This window comes from Campylobacter bilis (assembly GCF_016806695.1).
GTDB classification, from domain to species: Bacteria; Campylobacterota; Campylobacteria; order Campylobacterales; family Campylobacteraceae; genus Campylobacter_D; species Campylobacter_D bilis.
Genome location: NZ_WUED01000010.1, coordinates 13,340 through 29,691 on the forward strand (window position 1 = coordinate 13,340; position 16,352 = coordinate 29,691).

Sequence of the window (16,352 nt, forward strand, 5' to 3'; positions counted from 1 at the left end):
TTATTTAGAATTTTGTTTTTTAAGAGTCCTTAAGGTAGAAGCAGCAATTTTCATTTTTCTTGTAGTACCATCTTCTAAAGTTATGCGTACTGTTCTAAGATTGGGTAAAAAGCGTCTTTTTGTTTTGTTGTTAGCATGGCTGACATTATTACCTACCATGGGACGTTTGCCTGTGATCTGACATATTCTTGCCATTTTTTATCCTTATGAAAATTTTAAATCAAGATCTTATCAAATTTAAGCTTAAAATATTCACATATTTATAGTTTTTTTAATATATAAATAGATAGAATATGTTTATTTTAGAGTTTTATAATTTAATTTTTAAGGTTTTTATTTTATGTATGTAGCTCCTAGTTTATTATCTGTGAATTTTTTAAGATTAGAAGAAGAAATCAAGGCTATTGATGCTGCAGGGGCTGATCTTTTACATATTGATGTGATGGATGGGCATTTTGTCCCTAATTTGACTTTTGGGCCTTGTGTTATAGAAAAAATTTCAAGTATTACTAAAGTGCCATTAGATGTACATTTAATGGTTAAGGATGTGAGTAAATTTGTAGATCTTTTCATTCCTTTAAAACCTAAATTCATTTCTTTTCATATTGAAAGCGAAGATCACCCTATAAGGCTTTGTGAATATATAAAAAATCATGGTATCCATCCAGCTATTGTATTAAATCCTCATACTCCTGTAAGTTCTATTAAACATATGATAGAATTTGTAGATATGGTGCTTTTAATGAGTGTTAATCCTGGGTTTGGAGGACAAAAATTTTTACCTTTAGTTTATGAGAAAATCAAAGAATTGCGTCAAAGAATTGATGAGAAAAATGCTAAGGTTTTTATAGAGGTTGATGGAGGGGTTAATGGCTTAAATGCAAGCGATTTGGAGTTAGCAGGAGCTGATATTTTAGTAGCGGGAAATTATATTTTTTCTTCAGACGATTATAAAACCGCAATTTCGTCTTTAAAGTTTGAATTTTGAGTTTACAGCAAATTGATCAGATTATTTCTGTATTAAATAAGCAAAGCAAACCTTATGATTGGGTTATTGAAGCATTTTCTAAAATCGAAGAATTAAAAAATTTTGATTTAGATTTGGAAACTTTTGAACTTTTAGGTTTGGCTTTGATTTTAAATAAGGATAATACTCTTACTCTTAAAACGCGTACAAAAAAAATCAAAGAAGAAATTTTTTGTATAGTAGATATAGAAAGCACAGGTGGGGTGAGCAAGGGAGAAATTTTAGAAATTGGAGCTGTGAAAATTCAAAATTCTAAAGAAATTGGGACTTTTCACAGTTTTATTAAAGTAAAAGAAATCCCTGATAATATCAAAGAACTTACAGGTATTAGCTATGATATGGTAGAAAATGCACCCATCTTGTCAAAAGTTTTGCATGATTTTAGACTTTTTTTAAAAGATAGCGTTTTTGTTGCCCATAATGTGTGTTTTGATTATAGTTTTATTTCTAAGGTTTTAAATGAATGTGATTTTGGAATTTTACTCAACCGTCGTATTTGTACTATAGAATTGGCACAATGTTGTATACAAAGCCCCCGATATAAACTTGAGGTGTTAAAGGAATTTTTAGGTATAGAGAATGTGCATCATAGAGCCTTAGATGATGCTTTAGCCGCTGCTGAAATTTTCAAATATTGTCTTGGAAGGCTTCCTTATCATATAAAAACCACAGAAGAATTGATCCATTTTACAAAAACCGCACGTTTAAAGATAAAATGAATCATTATTAATAATAATATTTTATAATATTCTTAATAATAAATGACGGGAGCTTGTGATACAGGCTGAGAGTAAGTTAAAAGCTTAGACCGAACCGGATCTGGATAATGCCAGCGTCGGGAAGATTTATAAAATTAAATACTTTCAAAAATTTGTACTTACCCTTCATTTATCCCAAATTTTTAAAAGGATAAATTTATGAAAACTCAAATGAATTATGCCAAAGAAGGTATTTTTACTAAACAGATGCAAATTGTTGCACAAAAAGAGCAAGTAAGTGAAGATTTTTTGCTTGAAAATTTAGCTTGTGGTAAAATCATTATCCCTGCGAATATTAATCACAAAAGCCTTGATCCTAATGGCATAGGATTTGGACTTCGTACTAAGGTAAATGTTAATTTAGGGGTTTCAAATGATTGTATTGATTATACTGAGGAAATGGAAAAAGTCGATCTTGCCCATAAGTTTAATATTGAAGCGATTATGGATTTGAGTAATTATGGTAAAACCAGCCATTTTAGAGATAAACTCATTAGTGTTTCAAAAGCTATGATAGGTACTGTTCCAGTTTATGATGCGGTTGGGTTTTTAGAAAAAGACTTAAAGCAAATCAGTGCTAAAGATTTTTTAGATGTGGTTTATCATCATGCTAAAAGTGGAGTTGATTTTATGACTATTCATGCAGGTATTAATTCTCGTGCAGCACATATTTTTAAACAAAGCAAAAGAATCACAAATATAGTTTCAAGAGGAGGATCTGTGCTTTATGCTTGGATGATGATGAAAGAAGCTGAAAATCCTTTTTTTGAATATTATGATGATTTGCTTGATATTTGTTTAAAATATGATGTGACTTTATCATTAGGGGATGCTTTGCGTCCAGGATCAACACATGATGCAAGTGATGTGGCACAAATTTCAGAATTGATTGAGTTGTCTTTGCTTACCCAAAGAGCTTGGGACGTTGGGGTTCAGGTGATGATAGAAGGGCCTGGACACATGACTATTAATGAGATTGAGGCAAATATGCAAATAGAAAAGCGTTTATGTAAAGGGGCACCTTTTTATGTTTTAGGACCTTTGGTGACAGATATTGGAGCAGGTTATGATCATATTAGCGGGGCTATTGGAGGAGCTGTTGCAGCAGCAAGTGGGGCAGATATACTTTGCTATGTTACCTCTGCAGAACATTTAAGACTTCCTAATTTACAAGATGTTCGAGATGGTATAGTTGCAACTAAAATTGCAGCACATGCAGGAGATATAGCAAAGCTTCCAAAAGAAAGAGCCGTAGATGATGCTATGAGTAAAGCAAGACAAGATATAGACTGGGAAAAAATGTTTAAGCTTGCCATTGATGGAGAAAAAGCCAAAAAAATGTTTAATGAACGTCGTCCTGATGATTTAAACTCATGTTCTATGTGTGGTAAAATGTGTGCTATGAATACCATGAATCAAATTTTAAAAGGCGATGATGTCAGTTTAACTTGAATAAATTTTGAGAGTGAGGTTTATAATAATACCTTGCTCTGCAGCTTTGAGTTTAAGAGGATAATCGATTTTAATGAGATTATTATAGTTTTTTAAAGCATCAATGAAATCATAAAGACGTCTAGGATTGTTGATTGTTGCTTGGATGAGTAAGCGATTTTTTAGGTATTTTTCTGGTTTTTCTAAATTTGTTTCTTTAATTTCAATATTTTTAAAATATTTTTGTAAAAAAATGTTAAAATTCTTTATATTAAAATTTTGTTTGAATTGATCTAAGCTTTTGTTGTTTTCATTCCTTAAATCTGAGATTTTATCTTTGCTAACATTTAATTTTGCTTTAGCTGCTTTTAATATTGTGAATTGAGAATTTTCTCTAAGACTTGCTTGTTGATAATTTTTAAGTGTGGGTAAAAGTAAAAATAAAATCAATGCTGTACAAACACTAATGAAACTTAATGCATAAATGAGAAGTTTTAATAAATTGATTTCTTCAAGACTTTTATCTTTCATTTATAACTCCTGGAATTTTTTGCTAATATTGACAAAACGATACCATCCATTATCCAAACGATAGTAAGTTGTACTGCTTTGATCAAAAATACTTTTTAAAGGAGTTTCTAAAAGCAAGGCAAACATTTCCTTAGTAGGTGTAACCCCAATAAGTTTTAAAGAATATGCTTGTTGTTCAACGCTTTCAAGGGTGATATTGTCAGTTTTTACAACAATATCTAATAAACTTTTTAAACTTTCTTTAAGGATTTGATTTTGGGTATTGAAATTTGTAGCTATTTGGCTTTGTTCGAGTAAGACTGCATAAAGCATTTCGTTTTGTTTTGTTTGCTTTTCAAGTGTGGTGATTTGTTGTTTTTCGTCTTTAATAGAAGTGTGAATTAGGGTGATTTTTATTCCATATATAAAATAAATTAATAATATAAACAATATACTAAAACTAAAAAGTCCTAGCCAAATTTTATCAAAAAGTGTGAAAATAGGTTTTTTTCTTGGTTGTATGAAGCTATAAGTCATTTAAGCTCCTTTCGCATTAATTCTATCATCAAATCAAGTGTATTAATGCTTTTAACCTTCACTTCTAAAAAAGTTTCATTTTCTAAAAAATCAATTGCACTTATATCAATACTTGATTCACTATATAATAAAATATCATTAATAAAAGATCCTAAATATTTATCATCATTATAAAATTTGTTAATGCTAGTGATGATATAGCGAGAAAGCTCCATGTCGTTGTTAAATTGATTTAATTCTTCTAGGTTAAAATTGTCTTCATCAGTTAAATCAGGATTTTTTTCTTCATCAAGTAGATCAAATTTTTCGTTTAAACTTTCATTAAAATTATCTAAAGTCATTTCGGTATTATCATCGCTTTGGGTTTTTTGGTTTTCTTCTGGAAGTTTAAGATCTCCGTATAAAATTGTATTGCCTTTAGCTATAATAAGTGCTAAAAGATTTTCTCGCTTAAGGCCATAAAGTAAGATTTTATCTTCGGCTTGTTTTTCCTTTTGTATATTATAATAAAGAAGCGCGAAAGGGGAATATAAAAAATCCAAACCTTTGTACTCTTCAAAAAGTTCATTATAATATTCTATATGTTCAGTAGCTGTATAAATTAAAGCATTATTTAATAAGATATGCTGTAGACTGATTTTTCCTATATTAAATTGTTCACAATCTTTGATATTTGTACTTGGTATTAATCCTTGTTCTTTAGCATCTAAAAATAAGGCTGTATGGTAGAATAAGAAATGCTTGCTTAAATTTTTTACGTATTCTAATAAATTTTCACTTTTTTTAAAACTTTTTTCATTGCTGCTAATTAGTTTATTTGCCCTATAAATAGAAGCTTTCAAGATATTTTTCTTATCTTTTAAGATGATACTAATGAAAAGTTGCGGGAGTATTTTTTTTAGCAAAAATAACATTTCATTCCTTAAAATTGATCGGCTAAACTGATTTTATCAAATTGTTCTATTAGGAATTCTTTGGCCTTTTCTTTATCTAGTTTGGAAATATCCAAAGGCTTGCTTAAACTATAAGTGATTTTGCTAAAAGGTTTTGGCAAAATCATCTTGTCCCAACTTCTAAATTCCCAAAAACGACTGGCTTCATAGTTTAAAATCCTTATTTTTAAGCCTTTTTTTTGAGCTAAAGTAATAGAACCATCTGAAACACTATGATAAGGCCCACGCGGCCCATCAGGTGTAATAACTATATCGTCATTTTGATCTAAAACTTTAAAAGCAGATCTAAGTGCATTACTGCCACCCCTTGAGGTGCTTCCGCGCACAGTATTGAGTCCAAAAAGTTTAATAATTTTAGCAATTTGCTCTCCATCTTGATGATAAGAAATCATCACATAAGCTTTTTTATTTTTTTGTCTATAGTGTTTAAAAGCAAAGGGCATTAAAGCTAATTTTCCATGCCAAAAAAGTATTACATTAGGCTTAAGATCGATTTTTTCACCTTTGTAGTGCTTTTTACAGGTTAGAAAAATCAACCATTGTAAGATAAAAATTATATATGTTAAACAATAAATTTTAAATGATTTCCCCATGTAAAACCATACGCTTTGCATTTGTGATTTTTACTTCTTTAAATTGTCCTAAAAGTTCTTCACTACCTTGTACTTGCACTAAAAAATTATTATTTGTTCTACCAGCAATCATATTGCCTGTTCTTAGTTCTTCAAATAAAACTTTAAAGGTTTTATTTTCTTGTTTTTTTGTGATTTCATCTAAAATTGCATTATGACGGTTTTGTAGAGTGCTTAGTCTTCTTGAGGCGGTTTCTTTATCAATTTGATTTGGCATGGTAGCAGCCTTGGTTAAAGGACGTTTGGAGTATTTAAAAGAAAAAATTTGTTCAAAGCGTACTTGCTCTAAAACATCCATGGTTTCTTCAAAATCCTTTTCACTCTCACCTGGAAAAGCTACAATAATGTCTGTTGAAATGCTTACATCAGGACAAATTTCTCTAAGTTTTAAAGCCCTGTTTAAATACCATTCTTTATCATAACCGCGTTTCATAGCTTTTAAGATCTTGCTTGATCCACTTTGTAAAGGCATGTGCATGGATTTGCACACTTTTGGGTTTTTGGTAAAAACTTGTAAAAATTTATCATCCATGTGTAAAGGATGTGGGCTTGTAAAACGGATGCGTTCTAAGCCTTCTAAAGTGCTAAGCTCTTCTAAAAGATCAGAAAAATCCATTTTTTTATGATCATTTCTAAATCTTTTGCCATAGTTATTAACATTTTGACCTAATAAAAAAATCTCTTTTGCACCTTTTTCAATGGCTTTTTGTGCTTCTTGATAAATAATATTAAAAGGTATAGAAATTTCATCCCCGCGTGTATGAGGAACTATGCAATAAGTGCAGTGTTTATCACAACCTATAGAAATATTAATATAAGATTTATACATACTGTTTCTAAAATCTGCAAAAGTAAATTCGCTTTCATCATAAGCTATGTCAACTCCCATAAATTTAGGGGTTTTTATTGCTTGGGTGATTTTAGAAATATTTCTTGCACCTAGGACAAAATCTACATAAGGAGCACGACGAAAAATTTCATTGCCTAAATGTGAAGCTGTGCAGCCGCAAACACCTATTTTAGCACCTTGTTTTTTTACTTTTTCAAAGCTACCTACTTCGGAAAAAAGTTTATGTACAGGTTTTTCACGCACTGAGCAAGTGTTAATAAGTATAAGATCAGCTTCTTTGATATCTTGTGTTAACGCATAGTTTTCTTTTTGTGTGAGTTCTGCGATCATATGTTCAGAGTCTCTGACATTCATCGCGCATCCTAGGGTTTGGATAAATAATTTTTTAGCACTCAAAGAATATGTACCTCATACATAAAGTCATTGTCATCAAGTCCGTATTTTAGGCTTCTATGATAGACGCTTAAACCTTTTTTGCCAAAATGATTTACAAAAGCAAGGATTTGTTTGTGGGTATTGTCTTTATCAAAGTAAAAAAATTTTTGTCCTTCTTTTTCTAAAATCTCTTCAATTTTTTCTAAACCAATATTTTTAGGCTTTTCATTAATTGAAGTTCTTGCTAATTTTAATTCCATGACTTTAGTCCTTAAAAAATTTTCATTATTAATCTATAATTTTAGCAAATTTTACTTTTAATTAAACTTATTAAGGATATAATTTTTATCTACTTTGATTAAAATCTCCCGTAAAAAAGGGTTTTGTAAAATATGGAAAAAATAGCAGATATCATTGAGTCTATTGCTAATGAAAAAAATTTGGATTTAGAGCATGTAAAAGAAAAAGTGGTTATGGCTTTAATTAATACCGCGAAGAAAATTTATGGCCAAGAATATGAATTTTTTGTAGATCAAAAAAATTTAAATCTTTATCAAAAAATCACTATTGTAGATGATGAGGATGAAAGATTGCAAAATAAAAGTGAAAGTTTTATTGCTTTAAGTAAAGCTAAAGCAGAAGTGCCTGATGTTGAAATAGGCGATGAGTTAACTTATGAGTGTTCTTTAGAAAATTTAGGAAGAACAGCGGTAAATACTTTGCACAAAGAGCTTGAATACCATATACAAAAATTATTAGAACAAACGATTTTTGAAAAATATAAAAATAAAGTCGGGCAAATGGTTTTTGGTACTGTTGTAAGAGTAGATAATGAGGAAAATACCTATATAGAAATTGATGAGTTGCGAGCTTTTTTGCCAAGGAAAAATCGTATTAAAGGTGAAAAATTTAAAATTGGCGATGTGGTAAAAGCTGTCATACGTCGCGTGTATACTGATAAAGGTATTAAAATGGAGCTTAGCCGTACAAGCCCTAAGTTTTTAGAATGCTTGCTTCAAGCAGAAGTGCCTGAAATTAAAGACGGTTATGTGAGTGTGGTAGCTTGTGCAAGAATTCCAGGTGAAAGAGCTAAGATAATTCTTAAAACCAATGGAGCAAATATTGATCCTGTAGGAGCTACAGTTGGAGTAAAAGGGGTAAGGATTAATGCAGTTAGTAAAGAACTTCATAATGAAAATATTGATTGTATAGAATTTGCTAATGAAAATGAAATTTTAATTTCTCGTGCTTTGGCTCCTGCTATTGTCAATTCCGTAAAAATTGAAGGTAAAAAAGCAATAGTAAGTTTAAATAGCGAACAAAAAAGCAAGGCCATAGGTAAAAATGGCATCAATATCCGCCTTGCTTCAATGCTTAGTGGTTATGAAATAGAACTTAATGAATTAACTTCTCACGTAAACAATACTATAAGTAATCAAGAGGCTATGAAAAATCTTCAAGATTTATTTAAAATTTGAAATATTAGGTGTATTATAAATATTTTTTATAAAACCATTTCCAATAAAATGCTGCAAAGATAAAAATTGCACCTAATAAAGCTGTGATGAGTTCTAAACTCAAGCCTATTTCAAACAATAATCCCATCAACAATGAGACGCTAGCACTAAAACTAAGATAAACCATATCAGTGTATGCAATGACCCTTCCATGATACTGTTTATCTGAATTTTTTTGTATGAGTGTGTAAGTATAAGCCCAAAGCGTTGATGTGAAAAACCCAGCACCGATTAAACCTAGAAAAGAAATATAAAAATTAAATTGAGTTATTGCCCATAGTATGATACCCAAACCTTGTCCAAGATACATATAGAATAAATTTTTATCATTGATAAAACGGCTTAAAATCATAGGTGCTATAGCAAGAGAACAAGCACGAATAGCATTTAAAAATCCTATGACGAGTGCAGCTGATAATATTTCTTTATATTTGTGTTGTGCTAGAAGTGTGACTAAGGTTTCGTAGGCTGTTAAGCCAATAAAGGCATGAAGTATAATAAGATGAAAAATAATTTTATTTTTTAAAACATAAAAAAAGCCTTCTTTTATCATGGTAAAAAAATGACTTTGAGTTTTTTGTTTAAAATCGCCAATATTTAATCTTGCTAAAAAGCTAATTCCTATAAGTATGAGCACACAATCAAATAAAAAAGCACTCTTTACACCTAAAAAATAAATAAAAATTCCAGCACTTGCCATCCCTGCAGTATAAGAAATAGCCCAAATAACGCTGTGCATTTCATTGACTAATTTGAGTTCTTGAGGGTTTAAAATTTTAGCTAATAAACTCATTTCAGCTTGAAAATAAATACAAGCAACGCAAAGTCTGATAAAAATTAAAATAAATAAAAGCCATAACATGTTAAGGCTTGTAATAAATATAAGGCAAAAAATCGAAATAAGTTCTATGCTTATCATACTAAGAAGGAGTTTTTTGGGTTTGTTTTTCTCTACAATAACACCATTTATAGGTGCAAGTAAAACTCCAGGCAAGAAAGCCAGCATAGCACTTGTGGCTGTTGCCCAAGTAGGTGCATTAAGCTGTACTAAGAGAGTGAAAACTCCTGTTTGAGAAAACCATGCACCAAAGTACACTATAAATTGAACTGAAGCTAATATTCTAATATTTTTATTATTTTTCAATAAATCAATGTAATTCATAAATGAAACTATAGCATAATTTATTTTTTAAATGCTATAATTATTCTAATTATGCATTAATTATGTAAAAAACAAGGAAAAATTGTGAAAAGACTGGATAAAAAAGAGGCTTTAAATTTGCTTCATAATGCAAGTTTGAGTGAGCTTGGTCAAATGGCTTATGAAAAAAAATTACAATTACACCCTCAAAAGATTACAACCTTTGTCGTTGATAGAAATATTAATTATACTAATGTGTGTTGTATTGATTGTTCTTTTTGTGCTTTTTATCGTCATCATAAGGATGAAGATGCTTATATTTTAAGCTTTGAACAAATAGGCAAAAAAATAGAAGAGCTTGAAGCTATAGGGGGAACCCAGATTCTTTTTCAAGGTGGGGTGCATCCAAAATTAAAAATAGAATGGTATGAAGAACTTGTTTCATGGATAAAAGAACATTATCCTAATATTACTATACACGGTTTTTCCGCAGTAGAAATTGCTTATATTGCAAAAGTTTCTAAAATTTCCATTGTGGAAGTTTTGCAAAGACTTAAAATGAAGGGTTTATTTTCTATACCAGGTGCAGGTGCTGAGGTTTTAAGTGATAGAGTGCGTGATATTATTGCACCTAATAAATGTGATACTAATACTTGGCTTGAAGTGCACCGCCAAGCTCATAAAATTGGTATGAAAAGTACAGCTACTATGATGTTTGGGACTGTTGAAACTGATGAAGAAATTATAGATCATTTTGAATATTTAAGGAATTTACAAGATGAAACCAATGGTTTTAGAGCTTTTATTTTGTGGAGTTTTCAAAGTCAAAATACGGCTTTGATTGAAAAATATCCCCAAATTATTAAACAAAGTTCTAATAAATATTTAAAGCTTTTGGCTTTAGCAAGACTTTATTTGGATAATTTTAAAAATTTACAAAGTTCTTGGGTGACTCAGGGTTCTTTTATAGGGCAACTTGCTTTAAAATTTGGTGCTAATGATTTGGGTTCGACTATGATGGAAGAAAATGTTGTAAGTGCGGCAGGGGCAAGTTATAGAATGAATCAAGATGAAATGATAAGATTGATTAAGAGTTTGGGTGAATATCCTGCAAAGCGTAATACTGCTTATGAAATTTTAGAGAGGTTTTAATGCAGTTTTTAGAATTAAATCAAAATAAAATCCCTTTTATTTTTGAAGAAAACACTGATTTGCCTGTTGTGATTTTAAAGCTTGTTTTTAGAAATTGCGGCAGAAGTTATGATCAAATACCAGGACTTGCAAAGATGTTTTCGCGTATTTTAAATGAAGGTGTGGATGATAAGTTTTTTAAGGATTTAGAATTTAAAGCTATAAATTTAGAGGCAAGCAGTGGTTTTGAAAGTTTAGAAATCAATCTTTCTTGTTTGAAAGAAAATTTTGATTTTGCTTTAAATAATTTAGAAAGATTATTACTAAAGCCTAGAATAGAAGATAAAATTTTGGAAAAATTAAAAATCAATACCTTAGGAGAATTAGCAAGCAAAAATAGTGATTTTGACTATCTAGCAAAAAATTTACTCAATCAAGAGCTTTTTGAGTGTGAAGAATTTCAAAGTCCAAATGACGGAGATGAAAAAAGTATTAAAACTATTTCTTTAAAGCATTTAAAAGATTTTCATCAAAGCAATATTAATCTTAGCAATCTTGTAGTAGTTTTAGGTGGAGATTTAAAGGAGCAAAAAGCTAAAGAATATATTTTAAAACTTTTGTTTAAACTTCCTAAAGGAAGCTTAAATATCCAAAAAAATTATAAACTCAGCCAAAAAACCAAAGATAAAATTCTAGTACGTAAAGAAAGTGAGCAAGCTTATATTTATTTTGCTACGCCTTTTTTTGCGAGTTTTAAAGATGAGGATTTGTATTTGGCAAAAATTGCTTTGTTTGTCTTAGGTCAGGGAGGTTTTGGTTCAAGAATTATGGAAGAAATTCGTGTTAAAAGAGGACTTGCATATTCTGCTTATGCTATGCTTGATATGAATATGTCTTTTTCTAGGGTTTTTGGATATTTGCAAACTAAAAATCAAAGTGCTAAAGAAGCTAAACAAATTGTCAAAGAAGTGTTTGAAAACTTTGTAAAAGAGGGTATTACGCAAAATGAATTAGATCAGGCTAAAAATTTTCTTATTGGATCAACGCCTTTGCGTTATGAGAGTTTAAGCAGGCGTTTGAGCATGGCTTTTAATGAATTTTACCAAGGCTTACATTATGGTTATTACAAGGAAGAATTAAAATTTATGCAGAAAGTAAAACTTAATCATATAAATAATTATATCCAAAAGCATCAAGAACTTTTAAGCATAAGTTTTGCAAGCATTCAAAATGAAAATTAAAGAAAGCGATTTTGAATTTTTTAAAAAATTAAAAATTAGAAGTGCTATTGATCTAGCCCTTCTTTTGCCTAAAAAAATTGAGAATTTAAGCCCAAGTAAAAATCCTAAGATTAATGAAATTTGCACGCAAAAAATTCTTATTAAAAATGTAGATTTAAAGAAAAATCAGCTTTTTGGCTTAGGTTTTTGTAAGGAATGGAATATAAATGTTTCTTTTGTTTTTTTTCATCCTAAAACATGGCATCTTGGGAGTTGTAAAATAGGAAAAACACTTATCTTAAGCGGTAAAATTTCTCGTTTTAATCAAGCATGGCATTTTAATAATCCTAGAATTTTATCTTCTTTTGAGGGTTTTACTCCAAAATATCAAATTTTAGGTTTAAAAGATGCAAAGATTGCTGAGTTTATACACAAGTATCTTAATTATGATAATTTAAAAGAAAGTGGTATAAAAGATCAGTATATACATTTTCTTTTAAATTTGCATCTTTATGATGAAAAAAGTTGTTTTATGCTAGCTAATTTACAAAAATTTACTAAGGATTTAAAATATATTGAAATATATAATTTTTTAAAACGCTTACAAGCTAAAAAAACACATTTTAAAGCCCATGACATAGAAATTTTTAATATCAATACTTGGCTTGAAAATTTGCCTTTTGCACCCACAAAAGATCAATTGCGTGCTTTAGAAGATATTAAAAAAGACTTGCGTTCAAAAGAGGCTAAAAGACGTGTGATCATGGGAGATGTGGGTTGTGGAAAGACTTTGGTTTTATTGGGTGCGGCCTTGATGGTATATCCTAAACAAGCTATTTTAATGGCACCTACTAGTATTTTGGCAAATCAGCTTTATGAAGAAGCTAAGAAGCTTTTACCTGATTTTGTAAATGTTTTGTTCATTAAAGGAGGTAGAAAAGAAAAGGATTTGCAAGATAGTATAAAAAAAGCACATCTTATTATAGGCACTCATGCTTTAATTCATATAAAAGCTCATGATGCTGTACTTGTAATGATAGATGAACAGCACCGCTTTGGTTCGGCGCAACGTGAGAAAATTCATGCTTTAAGTCAAGGCCAAGCTGTTGCGCATTTCATACAATTTTCAGCTACCCCTATACCTAGAACTTTAAGCATGATACAATCAGAACTTTTGGATTTTAGCTTTATTAAAGAAATGCCTTTTAAAAAAGATATTACAACTTATTGCATACAAAATGAAGGTTTTGCTAAACTAAGTGAAAAGATCAAAGAAGAACTTGCTAAAAATCATCAAGTAATTATTATTTACCCTTTAGTTAGTGCAAGCGATACTCTTCCTTATCTTTCTTTAGAGCAAGCAAGAGGATATTGGGAAAGTCATTATGATAAAGTTTTTCTAACACATGGAAAGGATAAGCAAAAAGAAGCTATTTTAGAACGTTTTAGAGATGAGGGAAATATTTTATTAAGTACTACAGTTGTGGAAGTGGGTATTTCTTTGCCAAGATTAAGCATGATAGTTATTGTAGGAGCTGAGCGTTTAGGATTAGCCACCTTACATCAGCTTCGCGGTCGCGTAGGTCGCGTAGGGCTTAAAAGCACTTGCTATCTTTATACGAAACTAAAAGAAATTCCTCATCGTTTAAAAGAATTTGCTAAAACTTTAGATGGATTTAAGATTGCAGAACTTGATCTTCAAAATCGCTTAAGCGGAGATTTACTCGATGGTTTTATCCAGCATGGGAATGAATTTAAATTTTTTGATTTTTCTAAAGATGAAAAAATTTTAGAAAAGGTAAAAAAAGATTTAGCAAAAGATCAGCTAAATTAGTTTTTATTGAATTTATAAAGCATATTTTTAAAATGCGAGGCTATCATCTGTGCACGCTGTAAGATTACTGCTTGTATTCTTTCATCATAAACTTTATTTAAACTTTTTTCAAAAAGATCGAGCCAAATGTCGAAAAATTCTTCAGGAAAAGGTGGCAAGTCTAAGTGTTTTTTTAAAGGTTGTCCATTATAATCACCTTCTCCTAAGAGTATTCCTGTCCAGAAATTGCCTATTTTTGCTTTATGTTTTTTCCATTCTTCATCACTTGTACCAATAGCATTTTTAAAAATGGGTCCTAAATTTTTGTCTTGTTTAACTTTTTCGTAAAATATTTCCATAAGTTCTGCTATGTTTTCTTGGGTGATTGTTTCAAATTTCATGGTAATCTTTCCTAAACGTTAATTTTATAAAGTTAATATAACAAAAATAAGATAAACAAAATTTAACATAGGTTAGGAATGGAATATAATTTCATGAAAGATTATTTAGAGCTTTTATCCGGTGTAGGAAAATTAAAAAAAATGCAAAAAAATAGTATTTTATTTTATGAAGGCGAAGAGGCTAGGCATTTTTTTATTCTGCTTAAAGGAAAAATACGTATTTATAAAAGTACAGCTAGCGATAAAGAAATCACTTTGCATTATTTTAATCCCCCAAATTTCATAGCAGAAATGCCCGTGTTTAAAAAATTAAATTATCCAGCAAATGCAATTTGTGAAGAAAATAGCGAAGTTTTAGAGCTTAGTTTTGCTGATTTTAAAAATTTATGTAGTGAAAATAAAGAGTTTAATTTTTTACTCATCACTTCACTTTTTGAAAAGATTAATATTTTGGAGAAGAAATTATCTCAAAATGTCTTAGATTTAAGGACAAAATTATTGAAATATCTTTTAGAAAATGAGAAAAACTTAGATGTAATAGCTCAAAAACAGATTGCAATTGATTTAAATGTTAGAGCACAGTCTTTATCAAGGATATTAAGAGAACTTAAGATTTTAAAACTTATTGAGACAAAAAAAGGTAAAATTGAAATTTTAAATAAAGCCATGATTATAAAAGAAATTTGGTAAGATTAAGGGTAGAGTATGGATTTTCATTTTATATTAACTCAAATTCCTGCTTTTGCAGCAGCCGCTTGGCTTACAATCAAGTTAAGTTTTTTTGGAATTGTTTTTTCTTTATTTATAGGTTTATTTTGCATTTTAGCAAGTTATTTTAAAATAAAAATCTTAGATACTATGTGCAAAGCTTATATAGAATTTTCAAGGAATACTCCTTTGTTGATTCAGCTTTTTTTCCTATACTATGCTTTACCAAAATTCAATATACATTTAGAGCAAATTGAACCCCTTCGTTTTATTTGTTTAAGTGTAGAAGAGACCTTAAGGCCTTCTTTTGCTTGTGCTATTGTAGGACTGAGTTTTTTGGGTGGTTCTTACATGGCAGAGAGTTTGCGTTCAGGTTTTGAAGCTATAAGAAAACAGCAATTTGAAGCGGGTTTAGCCTTAGGTTTTTCTAGATTTGGCAATTTACGTTATGTGATTTTACCACAAGCTTTGGCTATTTCTATGCCAAGTATTAGTGCTAATATCATTTTTTTGATTAAAGAAACTTCGGTGGTGAGTATTATTGCCTTGCCAGATTTGGTGAATTTAATGACAAGTTTAAATTCTTTAACTTATAAAACCGACGAATTATTGTTTTTATTGTTTATGGGATATTTGTGTATTATTTTGCCTTTATCTTTGGTTTTATCAAGGTTTGAAAAAAGGTTGCTTCATGTTTGAACTTTTAAATGCCGATACATTTTTAAGACTTTGGCAAGGGTTTTTTATCACTCTTGAAATTGCTTTTGTAAGTATTATCATTACTTTTATAGGTGGGTTATTCTTAGGAATTTTAATGAGCTTTAAAAATGCTTATATTTATGCTTTTTGCCGTTTGGGTCTAGAATTGGTGCGTATTATGCCGCTTTTAGTGTGGCTTTTTGTCGTGTATTTTGGTTTTCCTAGATGGTTTGGATGGGATTTGGGTTCTATAAATACAGCTATTCTTGTTTTTAGTATATGGGGTTGTTTTGAAATGATGGATTTAGTGCGCGTTTCTTTACAAAGTATTCCCAAGCATCAATACGAAAGTGCTGTTTCTTTGGGGTTAAATACTTTAGAAAGTTTTATTTATATTGTGATTCCTCAAGCCTTTAGGCGATTGATGCCTATGAGTATGAATTTATTTACTCGTATGGTAAAAAGCACTACTTTTGCTTATTTAATCGGTGCGGTTGAACTTGTGAAAGTAGGACAGCAAATTATAGAGTTTAATAATAAAAATGATTTAGCACCTTTTATTATTTATGGTTTGATTTTTTTCATTTTTTTTATTCTTTGTTATCCTCTTGCTTTGTATTCTAAAAAATTAGAGAAAAAATGGAGTTAA

General features: G+C 29.9%; 19 protein-coding genes and 1 riboswitch. Of the genes, 10 read left to right on the forward strand and 9 right to left on the reverse strand.

Features of this window, described 5'->3' with window-relative positions:
- Positions 1-195, reverse strand: a complete 195-nt coding sequence (rpmB, locus tag GRQ01_RS05780) for a 50S ribosomal protein L28 (protein WP_158334856.1) — start codon at positions 193-195, stop codon at positions 1-3.
- A gap of 145 nt (positions 196-340) precedes the next feature.
- Between rpmB and rpe the strand changes: the two genes are divergently transcribed.
- The 3 genes from rpe (at position 341) to thiC (ending at position 3,237) form a co-directional block, all read left to right on the forward strand.
- Positions 341-988, forward strand: coding sequence for a ribulose-phosphate 3-epimerase (rpe, locus tag GRQ01_RS05785; RefSeq protein ID WP_158334857.1), 648 nt, complete (start codon positions 341-343; stop codon positions 986-988).
- Positions 985-1,746: a 3'-5' exonuclease gene (locus tag GRQ01_RS05790; protein ID WP_158334858.1), complete on the forward strand. Its 762-nt coding sequence runs from the start codon at positions 985-987 to the stop codon at positions 1,744-1,746. The genes rpe and GRQ01_RS05790 overlap by 4 nt, the downstream gene beginning before the upstream one ends.
- Positions 1,747-1,781: 35 nt before the next feature.
- A riboswitch (TPP riboswitch) is annotated at positions 1,782-1,886 on the forward strand.
- 58 nt (positions 1,887-1,944) lie between these two features.
- A complete protein-coding gene (gene thiC / locus GRQ01_RS05795; protein WP_158334859.1) occupies positions 1,945-3,237 on the forward strand; it encodes a phosphomethylpyrimidine synthase ThiC in 1,293 nt (430 codons plus the stop codon).
- Here the strand turns inward: thiC and GRQ01_RS05800 are convergent.
- The 6 genes from GRQ01_RS05800 to GRQ01_RS05825 are packed head-to-tail and all read right to left on the reverse strand — an operon-like array spanning position 3,229 to position 7,333.
- Positions 3,229-3,747 carry a hypothetical protein gene (locus tag GRQ01_RS05800; protein WP_158334860.1) on the reverse strand — a complete coding sequence of 173 codons (519 nt, stop codon included), beginning with the start codon at positions 3,745-3,747 and terminating at the stop codon, positions 3,229-3,231. The two genes, thiC and GRQ01_RS05800, sit on opposite strands and share 9 nt — an antisense overlap.
- A complete protein-coding gene (locus tag GRQ01_RS05805) occupies positions 3,748-4,263 on the reverse strand; it encodes a hypothetical protein (protein WP_158334861.1) in 516 nt (171 codons plus the stop codon).
- On the reverse strand, positions 4,260-5,177 hold the full coding sequence (locus tag GRQ01_RS05810; RefSeq protein ID WP_158334862.1) for a clan AA aspartic protease: 918 nt from the start codon (positions 5,175-5,177) through the stop codon (positions 4,260-4,262). Before GRQ01_RS05810 ends, GRQ01_RS05805 begins: the two co-directional genes overlap by 4 nt.
- Positions 5,178-5,185: 8 nt before the next feature.
- Positions 5,186-5,809, reverse strand: coding sequence for a lysophospholipid acyltransferase family protein (locus GRQ01_RS05815; RefSeq protein ID WP_158334863.1), 624 nt, complete (start codon positions 5,807-5,809; stop codon positions 5,186-5,188).
- Complete coding sequence (miaB, locus tag GRQ01_RS05820) at positions 5,793-7,094, reverse strand: tRNA (N6-isopentenyl adenosine(37)-C2)-methylthiotransferase MiaB (RefSeq protein ID WP_158334864.1); 1,302 nt, start codon at positions 7,092-7,094, stop codon at positions 5,793-5,795. Before miaB ends, GRQ01_RS05815 begins: the two co-directional genes overlap by 17 nt.
- Positions 7,091-7,333 carry an HP0268 family nuclease gene (locus GRQ01_RS05825; protein WP_158334865.1) on the reverse strand — a complete coding sequence of 81 codons (243 nt, stop codon included), beginning with the start codon at positions 7,331-7,333 and terminating at the stop codon, positions 7,091-7,093. Before GRQ01_RS05825 ends, miaB begins: the two co-directional genes overlap by 4 nt.
- 132 nt (positions 7,334-7,465) lie before the next feature.
- Here GRQ01_RS05825 and nusA point away from each other — a divergent pair, with 132 nt between their 5' ends.
- Positions 7,466-8,551: a transcription termination factor NusA gene (gene nusA, locus GRQ01_RS05830; protein WP_158334866.1), complete on the forward strand. Its 1,086-nt coding sequence runs from the start codon at positions 7,466-7,468 to the stop codon at positions 8,549-8,551.
- A 13-nt stretch (positions 8,552-8,564) separates the two neighbouring features.
- Here nusA and GRQ01_RS05835 read toward each other — a convergent pair whose 3' ends face one another.
- Entirely contained in the window at positions 8,565-9,752 is a 1,188-nt protein-coding gene (locus GRQ01_RS05835; RefSeq protein WP_158334867.1) for an MFS transporter, read from the reverse strand.
- Positions 9,753-9,836: 84 nt separating this feature from the next.
- On the opposite strand from GRQ01_RS05835, the gene GRQ01_RS05840 reads away from it, so the two are divergent.
- Genes GRQ01_RS05840 through recG form a run of 3 tightly spaced genes read left to right on the forward strand, consistent with a single transcriptional unit; the run spans position 9,837 to position 13,916 of the window.
- Positions 9,837-10,883: a dehypoxanthine futalosine cyclase gene (locus GRQ01_RS05840; RefSeq protein ID WP_203121263.1), complete on the forward strand. Its 1,047-nt coding sequence runs from the start codon at positions 9,837-9,839 to the stop codon at positions 10,881-10,883.
- Positions 10,883-12,103 carry a M16 family metallopeptidase gene (locus tag GRQ01_RS05845; protein WP_158334868.1) on the forward strand — a complete coding sequence of 407 codons (1,221 nt, stop codon included), beginning with the start codon at positions 10,883-10,885 and terminating at the stop codon, positions 12,101-12,103. The genes GRQ01_RS05840 and GRQ01_RS05845 overlap by 1 nt, the downstream gene beginning before the upstream one ends.
- A complete protein-coding gene (gene recG / locus GRQ01_RS05850; RefSeq protein WP_158334869.1) occupies positions 12,093-13,916 on the forward strand; it encodes an ATP-dependent DNA helicase RecG in 1,824 nt (607 codons plus the stop codon). The genes GRQ01_RS05845 and recG overlap by 11 nt, the downstream gene beginning before the upstream one ends.
- Here recG and ctb read toward each other — a convergent pair.
- On the reverse strand, positions 13,913-14,296 hold the full coding sequence (gene ctb / locus GRQ01_RS05855) for a truncated hemoglobin Ctb (protein WP_158334870.1): 384 nt from the start codon (positions 14,294-14,296) through the stop codon (positions 13,913-13,915). The two genes, recG and ctb, sit on opposite strands and share 4 nt — an antisense overlap.
- Before the next feature lie 93 nt (positions 14,297-14,389).
- Here ctb and nssR point away from each other — a divergent pair, with 93 nt between their 5' ends.
- Genes nssR through GRQ01_RS05870 form a run of 3 tightly spaced genes read left to right on the forward strand, consistent with a single transcriptional unit; the run spans position 14,390 to position 16,352 of the window.
- A complete protein-coding gene (gene nssR, locus GRQ01_RS05860) occupies positions 14,390-14,986 on the forward strand; it encodes a nitrosative stress-sensitive transcriptional regulator NssR (protein ID WP_158334871.1) in 597 nt (198 codons plus the stop codon).
- Between the two features lie 15 nt (positions 14,987-15,001).
- On the forward strand, positions 15,002-15,703 hold the full coding sequence (locus GRQ01_RS05865; protein WP_158334872.1) for an amino acid ABC transporter permease: 702 nt from the start codon (positions 15,002-15,004) through the stop codon (positions 15,701-15,703).
- Positions 15,696-16,352 (forward strand): amino acid ABC transporter permease, encoded by a 657-nt coding sequence (locus tag GRQ01_RS05870; protein ID WP_158334873.1) that lies wholly within the window; start codon positions 15,696-15,698, stop codon positions 16,350-16,352. The genes GRQ01_RS05865 and GRQ01_RS05870 overlap by 8 nt, the downstream gene beginning before the upstream one ends.

Coding starts and splice junctions, on each gene's coding strand:
- GRQ01_RS05825 (WP_158334865.1), bottom strand. CDS start 7,333: ATGGAATTAAAATTAGCAAGAACTTCAATTAATGAAAAGCCTAAAAAT.
- GRQ01_RS05805 (WP_158334861.1), bottom strand. CDS start 4,263: ATGACTTATAGCTTCATACAACCAAGAAAAAAACCTATTTTCACACTT.
- GRQ01_RS05870 (WP_158334873.1), top strand. CDS start 15,696: ATGTTTGAACTTTTAAATGCCGATACATTTTTAAGACTTTGGCAAGGG.
- recG (WP_158334869.1), top strand. CDS start 12,093: ATGAAAATTAAAGAAAGCGATTTTGAATTTTTTAAAAAATTAAAAATT.
- GRQ01_RS05815 (WP_158334863.1), bottom strand. CDS start 5,809: ATGGGGAAATCATTTAAAATTTATTGTTTAACATATATAATTTTTATC.
- GRQ01_RS05865 (WP_158334872.1), top strand. CDS start 15,002: ATGGATTTTCATTTTATATTAACTCAAATTCCTGCTTTTGCAGCAGCC.
- nssR (WP_158334871.1), top strand. CDS start 14,390: ATGAAAGATTATTTAGAGCTTTTATCCGGTGTAGGAAAATTAAAAAAA.
- rpmB (WP_158334856.1), bottom strand. CDS start 195: ATGGCAAGAATATGTCAGATCACAGGCAAACGTCCCATGGTAGGTAAT.
- nusA (WP_158334866.1), top strand. CDS start 7,466: ATGGAAAAAATAGCAGATATCATTGAGTCTATTGCTAATGAAAAAAAT.
- rpe (WP_158334857.1), top strand. CDS start 341: ATGTATGTAGCTCCTAGTTTATTATCTGTGAATTTTTTAAGATTAGAA.
- GRQ01_RS05845 (WP_158334868.1), top strand. CDS start 10,883: ATGCAGTTTTTAGAATTAAATCAAAATAAAATCCCTTTTATTTTTGAA.
- GRQ01_RS05800 (WP_158334860.1), bottom strand. CDS start 3,747: ATGAAAGATAAAAGTCTTGAAGAAATCAATTTATTAAAACTTCTCATT.
- ctb (WP_158334870.1), bottom strand. CDS start 14,296: ATGAAATTTGAAACAATCACCCAAGAAAACATAGCAGAACTTATGGAA.
- GRQ01_RS05810 (WP_158334862.1), bottom strand. CDS start 5,177: ATGTTATTTTTGCTAAAAAAAATACTCCCGCAACTTTTCATTAGTATC.
- thiC (WP_158334859.1), top strand. CDS start 1,945: ATGAAAACTCAAATGAATTATGCCAAAGAAGGTATTTTTACTAAACAG.
- GRQ01_RS05835 (WP_158334867.1), bottom strand. CDS start 9,752: ATGAATTACATTGATTTATTGAAAAATAATAAAAATATTAGAATATTA.